Raw genomic sequence first — 15752 nt, forward strand, 5'->3', positions numbered from 1 at the left:
CACTTTGATTGCGATGCATGGAACAAAAACATGGACTGAAAAAACAATGTCAACACCAAACCTTGATCAGCCCAGCATTACGGCACCACCGAGCGTTTGACAACACAATCATGCTAAGCGGGACGCTCTGTATCGCATGGCGGCTATACGCTTGTTGCGTTCTTTTCATCCACCATCATCGCGGATACGGCTTTGGCGATTTGTGCGATCTCGTCCGCGCTCAAGTTGCTCAGCATGGGCAATAGATCACCGGTATGGGCAATGCCGGCTTCGGCAACAGCATGGTGCAGCACACGAATCGGATTGATTCCGTTCCTCAAATCCTCCAGAGGCAAGAACCACTTGCGGATCGATTCCGCCGTTTCCAAATCGCCTGCATGAATCGCGTGCATCATTTCCATCGAACGTTTTGGTGCAACACAAACGCAACCGCTGGTGAAACCGGTGACGCCGAAATCGTTCAAGTGCACGATTGCCGGTTGTTCGCCGATCCCACTGACGACACGCTCAGCCGGAAACACCTCCAACACTTCACGCAAATAGTCATCGTCAGCCGGATCGTCACGAACCACGGCATACTTGATCCACGAGATCGCACCGTCATCTTCCAAAGCCTTGATCAAACTTGGCTTGAGCCAACGATCGAATTTCAAATAAAGCACGATGGGTTTGCCGAGTTGCTCGGCCAGCTGACGTACCCCACTGGCGATTCCCGCTTGATCGACAACGTCACGCGATGGCAGCAACATCACGGTTCCGAAATCATGATCACGCAACACGTCTACTTGATCCGCCGCCACGCCATACGCAGGACCGATCGAAGGAACGATGACCGTTTCGTCCCCGGATCGCTGGGCAAGCATGCGGAGCACCTCGTCGTATTCGCTCAGACGCATGTGATAGAAAACCGCGTTGCCTCCGTACAGGATTGAACGCACGCCGCCTTGCTCCAGGTATCGAATGATCTTTTCGTTTTCATCTGGGCAAACGATCCCGTTGGCATCGCGAGCCAAAGGAGGAACGGCGAAAACGGAGGTGCGCAGGAGCGCTGGGTTGAAGGCTGCGGTTTGCATATCGGTGTTCTTGGTTTGTTGATGGAAAGAGTTTGAGCAATGAAATGCCCGAGAGATGGAAGAACTAATGGATACCGGGTTCCGCACCGGGCGTTCGACCGACCAGGAAATCAAAATCGCATCCGATATCGGCTTGCCCCACATGTTTTGCGTACAAGTGAGCGTAGCCACGTGGCGGCAGTTCTTTCAGCGGTGGTGCGGCGGCGGCGCGGCGTTCGATTTCTTCGTCACTGACGTGCCAGTGGATGGTTCGCTCCGGAACGTTGATTTCGATCTCGTCGCCGGTCTGGACCAGCGCAAGCGGCCCGCCCGCTGCGCTTTCGGGGGCGATGTGCAAGACACATGTTCCGTAGCTCGTGCCGCTCATTCTGGCGTCACTCAGACGTACCATGTCGCGGACGCCCGCCTGTAGTAGTTTCTTGGGAATGGGCAACATGCCCCACTCGGGAAATCCCGGGGCGCCCAACGGTCCGGCGCTGCGAAGGATCAAAACGCTGTCGGCGCTGACATCCAAATCCGGGTCATTGATCTTGGACTTCATCTCGGGGTAATCGTTGAACACGACGGCAGGACCTCGGTGTCGCAGCAGCTTTGGATCTGCCGCGATCGACTTGATCACGCAACCGTTGGGTGCCAAGTTGCCTCGCAACAAACAAGTGCCTCCGGCCGGAGCGACCGGGTTGTCACGAGGACGGATGACTTCGCGATTGATCACCTCCGCACCGTCGCATTGTTGCCCCAGCGTGATACCGTTGATCGTTTGGCAATCCATGTTCAGCAGGTCACGCAGCTCATTGAGCAAAGCACGAAGTCCGCCGGCGTTGTAGAAGTCCTCCATCAGGAAACGACCGCTCGGGCGGATATCGCCGGTAACGGGCGTCGTGCGTGAAAGTTCGTCGAATCGATCCAGCGTCAGTTGAATGCCCAGGCGTCCGGCGATGGCGATCAAGTGCACGATCGCATTGGTGCTGCCACCGATCGCCAGTGAAGTCATCAATCCGTTGTCGATGGACTGTGCCGTCAGGAAGTCGGAGGGCTTTCGATTTTCCCATGCGATTTCGACCGCTCGACGCCCGGTGCGAGTTGCCAGTCGCGAGTGCTCGGCCACGACGGCGGGGATATCGGCGGCGCCCGGCAAAGTAAAACCGAGAGCTTCGGCGACGCAGGCCATGGTGCTGGCGGTGCCCATGGTCATGCAGGTTCCCGCGCTGCGACCGATGCAGTTCTCGATTCCTTTCCAATCACTATCGCAAAGATTACCAGCGACACGTTCGTCCCAGTATTTCCAGACATCGCTGCCGCTGCCCAAGGTAACGTCCTTCCACCGCGCGCTGAGCATTGCGCCGGCGGGGAAAAAGACCGACGGAATGTCAGCACTGATCGCTCCCATCAGCATGGCGGGGACCGTCTTGTCACATCCGCCCATCAGGACCGCCGCGTCGATCGGATGACATCGCAGGACTTCCTCGACCTCCATCGCCAACAGATTTCGGTACAGCATTGTCGTCGGCTTCATCAGCATTTCGCCGAGCGACATCACTGGGACCTCCACCGGAAAACCGCCGGCCTGCAGAATCCCCCGGCGAACTTCATCGGCCCGGTTGCGAAAGTGAGAGTGACAGGTATTGAGTTCACTCCACGTATTGAGAATCGCGACAACCGGTCGATTTTGATAGTCGATGTCATCAAACCCCATCGCCTTGAGTCGCGACCGATGCCCAAAGGAACGCATGTCGTCTGGACCGAACCAACGATGCGAGCGAAGCAGGGTGGGATCCCTTTGATCAACGGAAGCGGTTTGATCGACGGAGTTTTGCTGATCAACGGGGTCGGGTGTGTTGGTCACAGAAGATTTTTCAGGGTGGAAAGGGAGGAGTTCAAAATGCAAACGCGTTGACGAATTCCAGCTCGCGAAGTCGGTTGTCGCGTTTCGCGAAGGTTACATCGCAGCATCATCAAAGATCCGTGAAAAAATGCGTCGATTGGTCTGCCGGGCTTGCCGGACCTGCGCCAAGATCATTGCAGGATCATTTTCGCCCATCAAGAACGCGAGATTTTCTAGAGATTCTTGGCTCTCGGGCAATTCGTGTCGCGCCGGAGTGTTCATCAGACGCAAATTGGCTTCGATGCCCCTGAGAACACGGTACGAGGTGATCAGTTGCAGCGAGTCTTCTTCGCTCATGCAACCAAACTTCGCCAACGCTTGCAGGGAGTCCGTCGTGCCTGCCCTCAGTACCTGGGGAGTTTTCCCGATGTGTTTCAGGGTCAGCATCTGGCAGATGAACTCGACATCCACGGTCCCTCCATCGCCCCGTTTCAGATTGCTGACGTCAGCGGTCTGTTGCATGCGAAGTCGTATGGCACGGATTTCGTCCGCCATTTTTGGCGTCCATCGCGTGGATGACAAAATGCGGACGATGGCGTCGGTGGTGTTCTGTCGAAGCAATCGGGATCCGGTGATCACGCGTGCTTTACAGAGCGCCAAGCGTTGCCAAAGCGGTGCGACGCCTTGTTCGAAACGTTTGATGAAATCATCCAACGACACTGCCAACAAGCCTTCCTCGCCGGTGGGACGAAGTCGCCCGTCAAGTTCATACAGACGTCCTGGCGGCGATGGGTCATTGATCCGAGTGATGATACGTTGAGTCAGCGAGTTAAAGAAATGCTGATTGGTCGTCGTGCGTCGCGGCCCACCCACTCTGCGTTGGGTCTCGCCGTCAGCGGAGTAGAGAAACACCACGTCCAGATCGCTGTGGTAGTTGGGTTCACGTCCGCCAAATTTTCCAAGTGCGACCGCCAAGAGTTCTGCCGGTTCGCCGGATTGCGTTGCGGGATCCCCGAACTGCAACGCCAGCTTTTCTTGTTCGAACTCTGCAACACGCCGGACGCATGACTCGGCGGTATCGCTGATCGCGCAGTGGGTCGCCTCGATCGGCTCCAGCCCCAGCATGTCGCGGGTGCCGATCATCAGGTGGGCGCTATTCTTGAACCCACTGAGAATGAGATCGATATCGGTCGCACCTCGGCACAGTTCGATGGACTTGGCATCCAATCGACTTGCCGTCGGCAAACGGTTGGTCGACAACGAGTCGATCAGTTCATCGATCATTCCCGGCATATCGATCAGGATCTGGGTCAGATAGGGCGTGGAGGCACACAGCCGAACCATCAATTCCATCGTCGGACGATTGTTCCCGAGTAGTTCCCACAGGTACGCTTTGCCGCCGATCGAGTCGGTCACGCGGACCAGAGTTTCCAGCGTCGCATCCGGATGTGGCGTCTGACTGATCTGGGCCAACAACGTCGGGGCAATCGATGCCAGGAAATGGCGACATCGGCGTGGGCTGAGGAAATACGACCTTTCCTCGCTCAACGCGATCAAGTTTTCCATCGCTCGCGGAATGTCTCGCAACGCATATCGCTGCAGCGTTGACTGCACCACCGCCGCATCCGGCTCGGGGTCCAATACCAAGTCCGTCACCGAAACACCGCCACCGCCGTCCCCTGGATCGTCCACGGCCGGGTCACTGGGAGCGTCGGCGAGCAAGTGGTTGATCATGCGACGGTTGACGGCAAACGTTTCGTCCAACTGAGCCTGAAACCGCGCCAGATCTCCGCCGGACCCGTCGTCGCTGCGAATGCCCAGTTGCCATGCAAGCCGACGACGGAGCTGTTCGTCGTGTGGCAAGGTACTGGTGGGACGCCCAAAGAGCACCGAGAGTTGGTGCTGCAACCGACACAGCCTGGCGTAGTTGGACGCCAGCAAAGTTGATTCTTGATGGGTCAAGCATGTTTCGCGCTCCAGTGCCACGATTGCCGCAGATGTATTCGACAGACGAACGCTGGGCAGGTCACCGCCGTGCAGCAACTGCAAGAATTGGATCGCCAACTCGATGTCGGCTCGTCCGCCGGGGGCACTGTAGACGTCTTCGCCTTCATCGTCGTCCATTCGAGCGCGACGCTGTAGTTTTCGCCGAAGCGTCCGGACGTCGGCAAAATCCTTCTGGCTGGTAAAGCGTCGATAGATCCATGGTTCGATGCGATTGAGGAAGTGTTCGGCCAGCTCTGCGTTGCCCGCGACGTATCTCGCTTTCACAAACGACATTCGTTGCCAAGTCCGTCCCTTGGCCTCCAAGTTGGCGACGGCTTGGTCGACACTACAGATGACTCTTTCACTTCCCAGCGGTTGCAGCGACAAATCGACTTCCAGGGCCAACGCGGCCGATCGGGCTGCGAAGGTTTCATCGGGTACGATCAAATCGATCAATTCGCGAACCAAATCCTCGTAGAACTGCCGATGCGAAGCATTTTTTTCTTCGATCGCGTCGTACAGAAAGACCAATTGCATGGCCGAACCGTAGCCCATTTCTTCGCCGCCCATTGCCCCCAAGCCGATCACACAAACCTGGGGCGTTTGTCCGTCCACACGCTGTGGGACGCCGTCGCAGCGCTGCGAGAGTCGACGAAGCGTGAACTGAAAGGCGGCCTCCAGCACCGCGTCGCTGACGTAAGCCAATTGCTGGCCCACATGGTCAGGACTCAGGTTGCGGACAAACTCTCCGTACGCGATCCGGATGATCTCCCGACTGGTGAACTTGCGGATCGCCAACGCGGCTCGCACTGGGCTGTCGATCGCCTCAAGCTCAGCTGTCAACTCGTCGACCAGATAGTCACGGTGTGCCGGTTGACCATCACTGGCACGCATCAAGTCGAAACTTTCCGGATCTGCGATCAGCCGATTGGCCAGCGTTTGACTTGTCCCAAAAACCTGCAGCAATGCCTGCAACGCACCCGCGTCACGCTCGAAAAGAGCCAACAGCGACGTGGGGCTACGACTGGCCGCGATGAACCGGCTCAGGTTCGTGATCGTCGAATCCAGATCGTCCAGTTGACCGAAATGTTGCGTCAGCCGTCGACGCAACATGTCCAGCAGATCGTCGGGTATCCCCTGGCTCCAGATCTCCGCAAGATCCTGGCAGGCGTGATTCAGGTCCCGAAATCGATCGGGAGGCAGCCAAGTGAATCTTGGGTCTGGTGGCTGAGCAGGTTCGCTGTTTTGTTGCATGGAGAACTACGCGAGCGAATGGCCGCCACCTCACGGCCAAGGAACTTTACGGGTAAGTCAGTAGTCTAAATTCCCGAGGACGATGCGTGTAGCGGACCTCTTTTTGACTCAGGTGTTAAAGGTGACCTAGCTTTGACTGCCAGCCCTCACTTTGGTAGCCCACCTCCGGGTAGCCCAAATGTGTGCAACCCAGACGTGGGGACCGCAATAGGCACCGCAAAACCCTGCCCGCACAACCGCGGGCACGAATCACGGACACGACAATCGTTGACTTTATGCAACATTTCGTGGGGTGTTTCTGAAACGCGATGCCGTCGCGTTTCCGTTGGGGGGCTGGGTCACTTTTCACGCAAACTCTCCTCTGACAACGACTTGCTATGATTTCATCTCATCCCAGAAAGGTGAGCGGCACTCGCTCTGCATTGCTCCTGTTCGACCACACTGATCGATACACGCCGGGATATCAGGAGATGCTGATGGGAAAGAAGTACAACGGACGCAGCTTACAAGACGACGCCTTCAGTGCCGAAGAATCCAACGACCGACGATCCAGGGTGATGGGGCAACAGTACGCCGAAGCCCACTTTGTCTCAGGAATGGACGTCGAATCGAGCGTTCGGGAGGAAATGAGCACCGATCCGACCGAGGATCCCGTCCGAATGTATCTGATGCAAATGGGCCAGATCCCGTTGCTGACCCGCGACCAGGAAGTCTCAGCGGCTCGCCAGATCGAACGCACCCGCTACCGCTATCGCCACTGCATGCTCGCAACGGACTTTATGTTGCAAGGTGCCCTGAAGCTGCTGCAACAGGTTCGCGACAAAACGCTTCGTTTGGACCGCACGATCGAAGTCAGCGTGACCAACGCCTCAGAAAAGAAAGCGATCATGTTGCGGATCGTCCCCAATGTCCGCACCCTGGAGCACTTGCTGGAACAAAATCGCGGCGACTACCTCACCGCCATCAACAAACGCCTGCCCATGCGTCAACGCCGCGCCGCGTGGCGTAACCTCGTCATCCGACGCAACAAGGCGGTTCGCTTGGTGGAAGAAATGAACTTGCGGACGGGAAAGCTGCAGCCCGTCTTTGAGAAACTTCGCAAATCGTCCAACCGCATGGTCGAAATCCGCCGTCAACTGGCTGCGGGCAACAAAGACCTCATGCCCGGCATGCCGTCCGTCGAAGAGCTGAAGAGCGAACTTCACTACCTGATGCGACTGACCTACGAAACGCCTCGCAGCCTCGAACGTCGCGTCAAGAAATGTGACTCCTTGCGAGACGACTATGACGCCGCCAAACGAGTTCTGTCGGCCGGCAACCTTCGCTTGGTCGTGTCGATCGCCAAAAAGTATCGCAACCGTGGTTTGTCGTTCCTGGACCTGATCCAAGAAGGCAACACGGGCCTGATGCGTGCCGTCGACAAATTCGAGCATGCCCGCGGATACAAGTTCAGCACCTACGCAACGTGGTGGATCCGACAAGCCATCACCCGTGCGATCGCAGACCAAAGCCGTACCATCCGTGTTCCAGTTCACATGATCGACACGATGAACAAGATTCGTCAGATCACTCGTGACTTGGTCCAAGAAAATGGACGCGAACCCACGGCGGAAGAAGTCTGTGCACGCAGCGGTTTGACCTTGGATGACACTCGAGTGATCCTGAAAATGAGCCGCCAACCGCTTTCCTTGGATCAGCCTGTGGGTGAGCACGAAGACAGCGTGTTCGGTGAATTCTTGGAAGACCACCGAACGGACGATCCGTTGATGGAAACCAACCGTCAAGCCTTGAAGGCTCAGATCGACACCGCCATGGAAACGCTCAACTACCGCGAGCGAGAAATCCTGCGTCTGCGTTACGGTTTGGCCGACGGTTACACCTACACGCTGGAAGAAGTCGGTCGGATCTTTCAAGTCACTCGAGAACGCGTCCGCCAGATCGAAAGTAAGGCCGTTCGCAAGCTCCAGCAACCCTACCGCGCCAAAGCCCTGGTCAGCTTCCTCGACGGTGCCGAACTGATCACGCTGGAAAACAGCGATCGAGTGTAAAACGCTCTCCCGGATGATTGCTGGGGCGGGCTTCAAACTGGTTGACCCGCAGCCGAAGGAGACTGCTGACTTTGTGAGCCGTGACGCGTAAGCGGCCGGGCCTAGCCCGGATTATTCACGCGACTCACTACAGTCATCGCAAAATGTTTGCGTAAAACGGCTTGCGAGGATTGGTACGAAAACAGTCTGCCCATATCAGCCGCCACGCGATAGCGTCCGGTTCTTACACCTATGCTCGGGAACCGGACGCTATCGCGCCAGCGGCTGATGACTAATCCGGGCCTAGTGGTCTGGGACAGCTAGCAGTTAGGGTTTGCCGTAGTGGATCTTGTTAAAGATCCCACCGCTACAGGATCTTTAACAAGATCCACTACCCTAAAGATCAGTTTTTCGTCATGCAGAGCATGACCTACGCCTACTGTGTCGGCAGGGCCTCGACCGATCGTTGGCTGGAATTGATCGACCACTGTTTGGCATCACCCTCGGCAACGATCTGTCGCACGTCGTCTTCGCTGATCCCGTAGTTGAGGGCAAAGTGAGTGATTTCGCGATCGACGATCTGATTGAGCACTTTGTCCAGTTTCTGGCGAGCCGGAGCGTCTTTTTGCAACGGTACCTTTTTGTCGATTGACGATCCGGCGAGCCGTCGATAGTCGTGGTATATCGTTCGCCGAGTGGACTCGGGCAGATTGACCACGCGAAACTCCGGCTCGTCTGATTTCGCAGCGTCCATCGCCGTGTCTTCAGTGACGGGATCCACGGCGGCCGGCTTGGAACGCGACATTGCGATCGAAGCCCCGACCAAAATCAGCATCAGTAAACAAAGCCCGACGATTCCCGCAATCACCGGCGCGTACTGTGACCAGTCTGATGAGTCCGCATCATCATCGTCAGCATTCGTCGACGCCGGATTTGCTTGAGCCTGTCCCGCGGGTGCAGCTTGGACCGGCGTCCGTGCATTGAACACGGCACCGCATTGCGGGCAGCGAACATTGGTCATGGTCGCAACCACGTTGGAGGTCGTCTTGCACGCAGGACAAGTGACTTGCAGAACCGACATGTCAGCACCGATGGGAAAATGGAAACGACTGACGAAACTCAAACAAAAATAGAAAAACGACAATGAAGCAACAAGTCAATTGAACCCCACCTCGCATTAGTGCTTTGTCACAGCCACGGACTAGGGTCGCGATTTTCAGCCGCTGGGCGTTAGCCCGGGCTGTTCAAAAATTGGCGTTGCGGAACTATGGTGCTCCACAAGTTTCTGTCACGTCCCTCGGGCGCAGCGGGGAACGTGACCGATACGCATACGGCACAAGGCGGATGGTTTGTGTTTGGGCGGATGGTGGTGTTCGTTTTCGACTTGGAAAGTCGAACGACAATCGTCGCTCGACTTTCCAAGTCGATAGCGTGCCGCGCCAAGCGTTTTGCCATTCCCAACCATTGACTTGCACATACAGGCCCCCCCCTCGCATTCGCCTGAACGGCGAATCGGCGACCACTTTCGTCGCGCTCATCGTTGCATCTTCGCAGACGCTTGCTCGTAAAGTGCGCGGATCTCATCCAAATCGACTTCGATCGGCGGCATTTGCGGATTCATTTCTGACATGGCCTGCTCAACAATCCCGGCGACAGCCGCGTCACGGTACCACTTGTTGTCCGCCGGGATCACAAACCAAGGTGACGAATCACTGTTGCAACGAGTCATCGCGTCCTCATAAGCCTCGCGATATTCGTCCCACTGGTTTCGTGCCGCGTAATCCCCGGTGTTCAGTTTCCAGTGTTTCGCCGGATTGTCGAGGCGTTTTTTGAAGCGTTCCAACTGTTCTTCAGGGCTGATGTGCAAGTAAAACTTCAGGATCCGCGTTCCCGCGGCAATCAGGTTTTCCTCAAAATGGTTGATCAGCTCGTAACGTCGACTCCAAACCTTTTTAGGCACCAGGTCATTCACTCGGACCACCAGCACGTCTTCGTAGTGGGAGCGATTGAAGATCGAGATACGCCCTTTTGCCGGAGTACACTTGTGGATCCGCCACAGAAAATCATGTGAGGCTTCTTCGGCACTGGGGACTTTAAAGGGATACGTTCGACATCCCTGTGGATTCATCTGCCCCAAGACCTTGCGGATCAGCCCGTCCTTTCCCGCCGCGTCGGGAGCCTGCAGGACGATCAACAGAGACTGCTTGCCCTCGACGAACAAACGGTACTGCAAGTCCTGCAGCTTCTTGACCGTTTCGGCAGTGAATGCCTTTGCCTCGTCCTTGCCCGCAAACGGACCTTTCGACTTGGTGTCTATTCTCTTGAGCTGGATTTTGTCGCCCGGTTTGACGGCGTGTTGTTTGACGTAGTCCATTGAGTTCAACCAGTTGAGTGTCGCGGTGGTTTCATACGTTCGACATCACCGCAACCGATCCGTCTGCTGATCGCGTCGCAGCAATAGGGTTTGGGGTGATATCGTTCGGTGTGGGTACAAGATACTTCATTGCAAGATACACCGAACACGCGATCCAAAACATGGTGGCCGCTCCGGGAAAGGTCTCCAGCAGGGTTTCTTCCATCAGACCACAGATCAATAGAAAGGCCGCCATGGATCGGATGAACTTATTGTCCGCCATGAATGCCATCGAAAGCAACCAGCCCTGCAGCACCAGCATGATCAGCCCGCCACCGACGCCGGCAAGCATCATGGAATGCAGCAGCACGTTGTGGGTCGATTGAGAGAAATCCGTCATCAGGATGGCGGCGGCACCGAATCCATGTCCTGTCAGTGGCTTTTCCGCAATCAGTGACACGGATTTTTGCCAAATTTCGACCCGCCCCGTTCCACTGGTCAGCTCTTCCGCTTTACCTGACTTGGCAACCAGCCCCACCAACTTGTCGGTGATCCGAGACTCATCGCCTCCACTCAATGCAAACGCCAGCAGACCCAACATCAGTGAAAGCGAGAGAATGGTGGCCACCATGACTCCTGCAAATGAAATTAATCGATCCGCAAAAAGAACGAGCAAACCGGCACCGACCGCCACCGTCGCCGTCCGGCTCTGTGCGTGAATGAGTGCACTGAGCATCAAAGCCGACAAGATCACCGAAAGTGTCGTCGGCAAACCGTTTTGTGTCCACAAGTACAGAACGATCAAAAATCCCATTGCCGCCAATCGTCCGACACTGTTTGGATGCGCAACACCTCCCAATCGGATCACGATCAATCCGTCATCAAGCAATTCGGGGAAGGCACCGTATTGAGGCATGACGAAATAGAGAAACCACGCCATGACCATCAGACCGGTGAGTCCCGCCAACACGGCCATCATGAATCGACGGAGCCCCAGTCTCGACAAGCAGGTTGGAACAAAGACCAAGTAGCACAGATTGATCATCGCCGCTGGCAACGCCGACGACGATAAACCGCTGAGTGCCGAAGGAATGGTCAACACCAACAGCAGGGCAATCAGAATCGATGGCAAGCAAACGATCGTCCGCCGCGTGTGCTCCGAAAAACACAATCCGTAGAAACCCAGCAGCGCACAAAAGGCTGACGTCCCAAGCTTGAACGCAACGCGGGAATCCAGCCCGACCTGCATCGGCGCGGCTTCCAATGCCAAATCCAACGGTCCAAAGAATGCCGTTAACGCGATCCCTAACCACATCGCAGCAGACAAAAACGTCAGCGGTTCGGAATTCGCTCGCTGCAACACCGTGCCCGACGTCAGCGTCGGCGCATGATCGTCGGCACCAGCATTGGAGCTGGACGACGCTGCAGGCGACGAGACATGCGGTACGGATGATGAAGCACTCATGCCGTCAGTCTAATTGAGCATCGGTCACTGAAAACCGACTCACGGCTCACTCCCTTCAGTGGGAACGGAAATAGTCGTCCTCGCTAAGCGGCTCGATGATTTCCGGTTCGGATTGTCGCGGTTGCTCCAACGATACCGGCTGAATCCGCTTCACTCGCCGCACTTCCTCGTCGATCACCGCTGGCATCTCCGCGTCGATGGGGAACCCCAGCTCCCGAACCGCCTGCTCTGGAAACGCAGACTCTGGAAACTCGGGTTGCCAGTCCAGATCATCCATCTGGTCGGGATGAGTCACAGGAGAGTCAAGCGGAATGGCGGGTAATGTTTCTGGCAACAGGCTCTCTGGTCCAAACGAATCCTGCATCGATGATTCCGCCGATACCGGCAAACCTTCCGTTGGTCGTGATTCACTCTGCAGTCCACTTTCGCTGCCCACGGATCGTCGAGGCGTCAGGTCGATGATCTTCTCGGACCACTCCATCGTGTCGACCGCACGACGACGCTCCTCGTCCGTGTCAAAATCAGGTGTCGCCGGCCCCCGGTCCAAGACAGGATTGAAGTCCAACGCGAGTTGTTTGTCCGCCCAACGTCTCCACTGCGGCCGAGTTTCGATCAACACCAAATCCTGCAACTGTGCGATCAAGTGCTCGTCATGCTCGCCCATCCGAACCTTCAAGCGAACCAGATTTCCCAAGTGGTTCGGATTGGCGGGATCCATTTCAACGGCTTGCTCGTACAACATCAACGCTTCATCCGTTCGGCCTGCCGACTCCAGTGCGAGCGCCAAGTTGTACACCGCCGCAGGGTCCTGCGGCAGAAACTCCACCGCTTGCTCAAACGCCAAGACGGCTTGGTACAGGTTGCCTTGTTCATAGTGCAACAAGCCCAAGTTATTGTGCGCCGGTCCATACGCCGGGTCGGCCGCAATCGCCGCGGTGAATTGCTCCGCGGCATGTTCGACGTGCCCTTTGTGCAACGACGCGATTCCCGAACGAGTCAGCCGCGCGGCCTGTGCCGGATTCTGCTTGACTTGTACTCGCACGATCGACTCGTTGCTGCCGGAGGTCAGTCGACAACCGGCAATCAACGCCAACACCAGACAAGCACAACCCATTTGCCAAACCGCTACGCGTCTGCCAAGCAGATGTCGTCGGTTTCCAGGCAACTGGGGCATTGATGCGATTTGCTAGCGGACAGGGACGGATGCCCACGCGCAGCATCCTACGAATCGCTTTTCGGTGAAAAAATCATCTGGGTCAAGGTCATCTGAGCGCGCCACGTCTCGGTCGAACCGCTCATTTTGGGCTCCGAGAGGTTCAAGTCGCGAACGACGCTGCCCGTCGATTCGTCCTTCAACGCGTCACAGAAAGCGACGATTTTTGCCAGCGGTGCATGTGCCAGAGTGATCTCGATTTTACGCAGCAGAAAATCGGTCTGCCCGACACGTTGCGGTGTCATGGGAACTTGGTTGGACAACGCGTCTGCGGGCAGTCCCGCTGTTCGAATCGCATCCGTGATCCGGTTCAAAATGGCATCGGGCAACTCAAGATCGAACGCGGCGATACGTGGCGCGCTGGAAAGCTGCCGGATGTCATCGAGTTTGCGATTCAGTTCGACCAAATCCGACTCGGCATCTTGCAATCGATCCAACGATGAATTGACGCCCAAAAAGCTCATCAGGGCATACACGCCCAACAATGTCAACGCGATCGCCATCAGGACCCGATTTCGTGAAACATTCTGTTTCATGACTCGTCTGCCGATCCATTATCTGCCAACTCTCCGGGCCAAGTCGCCGTCAGCGTTGATTCGTAGGTCAAGATCGGTTCATCACGCGACGGGTCGATCTGCTGGGTCGCCGGCGGCAGCACGTCAAAACCGGCGTTCTCCAGACCGCTGGCCAGTTTGCCGATGTCGACCGACTCACGGACCCGAACGGTCAGTTTGCACTCTCCGTCGGTGACATCGATCTCGACGATCCGAAAGCGAACGTTGTCCTCCAGTCCAGCAATGACGCGACGCACGACATCCGTTGCTGCAGTCGGCGCGTCGACTTCACTCGAACGGCCGCGAGATCCCAAGATCTTGGTGTGTTGCCCCCGTACGTGACGCATCAGCATGACGGGTACCCGCGTCTCAGGGAACGCTTCACGAAACGCGGCTTGCTGCTTTTCACTGATCTGGTCGATGCGTTGCTCAATGCGACGGACTCGGTACCAGGAGCCAAAGATCAACACGGCACAGCAAACGGTGGCAGCCAAAGCCACCAGATTCAAAGGACCTGCGATCGGGCGGAGCGGATCTGATGGGGCCAGCGAGTCGCGTCGCAAGTCGCACCAGCGTCCCCAGCGATTGGCCAACGCGATCTCAGCGCCTGCGATCAAGTACGCATGCGGGTCTCGCGCGATCAACGCTCCATCGAAACCTGCGTTGGACAACGTTTCGGATTCTGCTTCGCCGGCAATCCACAATCGGGTACCGGGATGCAGACGTTGATGTCGGAGCAACGCTTCGGTTTGCAACTGTAGGTGTTTCCAACTCCGTAATCCATCGGCTTGCCAAGTGACCAAGTCACAACCCTCAGGACTGACGATCAACAACTCAGACACCGATGTCGATGTGTCGGCATCGACCCCTCGAGCGATCAATACGGCTGTCGGGATCAACGACATCACGTGAATCCCCCGCGACTCGACGGCATCAACGATTGTTTTCCAGCGACGCCATGAAATCGCAACCGCCGAGACAGCCCACTGGGAGCCCCCATCAGGCTGCTGAAGAGCAGGCCCAAAATCCGCGACAATGGATTCCGCGTCGATCGGTAGTTGATCTTCCAGCAAATACAGCATCGCATTGTGATCGCGTGTGCCCGCATGGTCGTCCAAATTGACGACGGCAAAGAAGCATGACTTGGATGGCAATGCGATCACGCATCGAGCTTCCCGCAGCCCTTGGCCACGGCACAACTCTGCCGCAGCTTGTGCGATTTGATCGTCCGTTGAGTCCGCGCTCAAGTCCTGCGTGTTTTCGCCAGCGGCGATCATCCAGCCGTCTTCACGTGCGACGATCAAGCAACCAGGCAATCGCATCAGTTTCGCCTCCCGTTGGCACCACGGCGTCCGCCACCGTTTGCACCAGATGAGCCGCTCAGTGCCTTCTGCAACCGCATGACGGAGTCCTGTCCTTGATAACGCAAGGTCACGGACTCGGAGTCGATCTCTTGGACCACCACCCCGGCCGGCAACAAATCCAATGATTGCCCTGCGCGAGCCACGTCGACTTTGCCAGACGCATCGGCGATCATTGCCACACTTTCGCCCGACTGAATCAGCGTTCCCACAAGCGTCAGTTCCAGTGGGTTCTTTCGCGGTGAGGGTGTCACCACGGGCGGTTTGAGCTTCGGAGTCTCGACCGGTGCCGCGGGCGGCGCAACCGGTTTGTCAAAAAGCGTGCTGCCCAATCGGAGCTCCAAATCCACATTCAGCGGCTCGGGCTCTTGCGACGGCGGCGCAACGACGAAGCTGGACTGCGCCCCAGACGAGTCAACGCCGGACAACTCTGTCGGAATCGGCATGAACGACCAAGCACCTCCAGCGACTGCACCCAACAGCAATGCACCGGCCATCCCAGTCAATAGTCGTCGTTGCTGAGTGATTTCCATGCTCTGTCCCAAATGTACGTCAGGCTTTCTAGCCTGACACTCGCACCACTCGTACGTCAGGCTTTCTAGCCTGACACTCGCACCCATGTCAGGCTAGAAAGCCTGACG

11 protein-coding genes are annotated in these 15752 nt (G+C 56.8%); 1 reads left to right on the forward strand and 10 read right to left on the reverse strand.

Annotation, left to right across the window (positions count from 1 at the left end):
* Positions 1 to 143: 143 nt before the first annotated feature.
* The 3 genes from Pla52nx_RS17875 to Pla52nx_RS17885 all read right to left on the reverse strand — a co-directional run bounded on the left by Pla52nx_RS17875 (position 144) and on the right by Pla52nx_RS17885 (position 6138).
* Positions 144 to 1073, reverse strand: coding sequence for a dihydrodipicolinate synthase family protein (locus Pla52nx_RS17875; protein WP_146521998.1), 930 nt, complete (start codon positions 1071 to 1073; stop codon positions 144 to 146).
* A 64-nt stretch (positions 1074 to 1137) separates the two neighbouring features.
* Positions 1138 to 2919 carry an L-arabinonate dehydratase gene (gene araD / locus Pla52nx_RS17880; RefSeq protein ID WP_231742277.1) on the reverse strand — a complete coding sequence of 594 codons (1782 nt, stop codon included), beginning with the start codon at positions 2917 to 2919 and terminating at the stop codon, positions 1138 to 1140.
* Positions 2920 to 3012: 93 nt separating this feature from the next.
* Positions 3013 to 6138: a glutamate-ammonia-ligase adenylyltransferase gene (locus Pla52nx_RS17885; protein WP_146521997.1), complete on the reverse strand. Its 3126-nt coding sequence runs from the start codon at positions 6136 to 6138 to the stop codon at positions 3013 to 3015.
* Positions 6139 to 6614: 476 nt separating this feature from the next.
* Between Pla52nx_RS17885 and Pla52nx_RS17890 the strand changes: the two genes are divergently transcribed.
* Positions 6615 to 8186 carry an RNA polymerase sigma factor RpoD/SigA gene (locus tag Pla52nx_RS17890; RefSeq protein WP_390620405.1) on the forward strand — a complete coding sequence of 524 codons (1572 nt, stop codon included), beginning with the start codon at positions 6615 to 6617 and terminating at the stop codon, positions 8184 to 8186.
* Positions 8187 to 8601: 415 nt separating this feature from the next.
* Here Pla52nx_RS17890 and Pla52nx_RS17895 read toward each other — a convergent pair whose 3' ends face one another.
* From Pla52nx_RS17895 to Pla52nx_RS17925, 7 genes are all read right to left on the reverse strand, one after another.
* Positions 8602 to 9246, reverse strand: a complete 645-nt coding sequence (locus Pla52nx_RS17895; RefSeq protein WP_146521995.1) for a hypothetical protein — start codon at positions 9244 to 9246, stop codon at positions 8602 to 8604.
* 453 nt (positions 9247 to 9699) lie between these two features.
* Positions 9700 to 10539 (reverse strand): polyphosphate kinase 2 family protein, encoded by an 840-nt coding sequence (locus Pla52nx_RS17900; RefSeq protein ID WP_146521994.1) that lies wholly within the window; start codon positions 10537 to 10539, stop codon positions 9700 to 9702.
* 31 nt (positions 10540 to 10570) lie between these two features.
* Entirely contained in the window at positions 10571 to 11983 is a 1413-nt protein-coding gene (locus Pla52nx_RS17905; RefSeq protein ID WP_146521993.1) for an O-antigen ligase family protein, read from the reverse strand.
* A 55-nt stretch (positions 11984 to 12038) separates the two neighbouring features.
* Entirely contained in the window at positions 12039 to 13157 is a 1119-nt protein-coding gene (locus Pla52nx_RS17910; protein WP_146521992.1) for a tetratricopeptide repeat protein, read from the reverse strand.
* A gap of 47 nt (positions 13158 to 13204) precedes the next feature.
* Positions 13205 to 13732: a hypothetical protein gene (locus Pla52nx_RS17915; RefSeq protein ID WP_146521991.1), complete on the reverse strand. Its 528-nt coding sequence runs from the start codon at positions 13730 to 13732 to the stop codon at positions 13205 to 13207.
* Positions 13729 to 15072, reverse strand: a complete 1344-nt coding sequence (gene gspL / locus Pla52nx_RS17920) for a type II secretion system protein GspL (RefSeq protein ID WP_146521990.1) — start codon at positions 15070 to 15072, stop codon at positions 13729 to 13731. The genes Pla52nx_RS17915 and gspL overlap by 4 nt, the downstream gene beginning before the upstream one ends.
* On the reverse strand, positions 15072 to 15644 hold the full coding sequence (locus tag Pla52nx_RS17925) for a type II secretion system protein N (RefSeq protein ID WP_197454884.1): 573 nt from the start codon (positions 15642 to 15644) through the stop codon (positions 15072 to 15074). Before Pla52nx_RS17925 ends, gspL begins: the two co-directional genes overlap by 1 nt.
* Between the last annotated feature and the right edge of the window lie 108 nt (positions 15645 to 15752).

It is taken from the genome of Stieleria varia, from assembly GCF_038443385.1.
GTDB lineage: Bacteria > Planctomycetota > Planctomycetia > Pirellulales > Pirellulaceae > Stieleria > Stieleria varia.

What these genes read in the sequence shown, in the direction of transcription:
- Pla52nx_RS17895 (WP_146521995.1), bottom strand. Translation starts at nt 9,246, where the DNA reads ATGTCGGTTCTGCAAGTCACTTGTCCTGCGTGCAAGACGACCTCCAAC.
- Pla52nx_RS17875 (WP_146521998.1), bottom strand. Translation starts at nt 1,073, where the DNA reads ATGCAAACCGCAGCCTTCAACCCAGCGCTCCTGCGCACCTCCGTTTTC.
- Pla52nx_RS17915 (WP_146521991.1), bottom strand. Translation starts at nt 13,732, where the DNA reads ATGAAACAGAATGTTTCACGAAATCGGGTCCTGATGGCGATCGCGTTG.
- gspL (WP_146521990.1), bottom strand. Translation starts at nt 15,072, where the DNA reads ATGCGATTGCCTGGTTGCTTGATCGTCGCACGTGAAGACGGCTGGATG.
- Pla52nx_RS17885 (WP_146521997.1), bottom strand. Translation starts at nt 6,138, where the DNA reads ATGCAACAAAACAGCGAACCTGCTCAGCCACCAGACCCAAGATTCACT.
- Pla52nx_RS17905 (WP_146521993.1), bottom strand. Translation starts at nt 11,983, where the DNA reads ATGAGTGCTTCATCATCCGTACCGCATGTCTCGTCGCCTGCAGCGTCG.
- Pla52nx_RS17890 (WP_390620405.1), top strand. Translation starts at nt 6,615, where the DNA reads ATGGGAAAGAAGTACAACGGACGCAGCTTACAAGACGACGCCTTCAGT.
- Pla52nx_RS17925 (WP_197454884.1), bottom strand. Translation starts at nt 15,644, where the DNA reads ATGGAAATCACTCAGCAACGACGACTATTGACTGGGATGGCCGGTGCA.
- Pla52nx_RS17910 (WP_146521992.1), bottom strand. Translation starts at nt 13,157, where the DNA reads ATGCCCCAGTTGCCTGGAAACCGACGACATCTGCTTGGCAGACGCGTA.
- Pla52nx_RS17900 (WP_146521994.1), bottom strand. Translation starts at nt 10,539, where the DNA reads ATGGACTACGTCAAACAACACGCCGTCAAACCGGGCGACAAAATCCAG.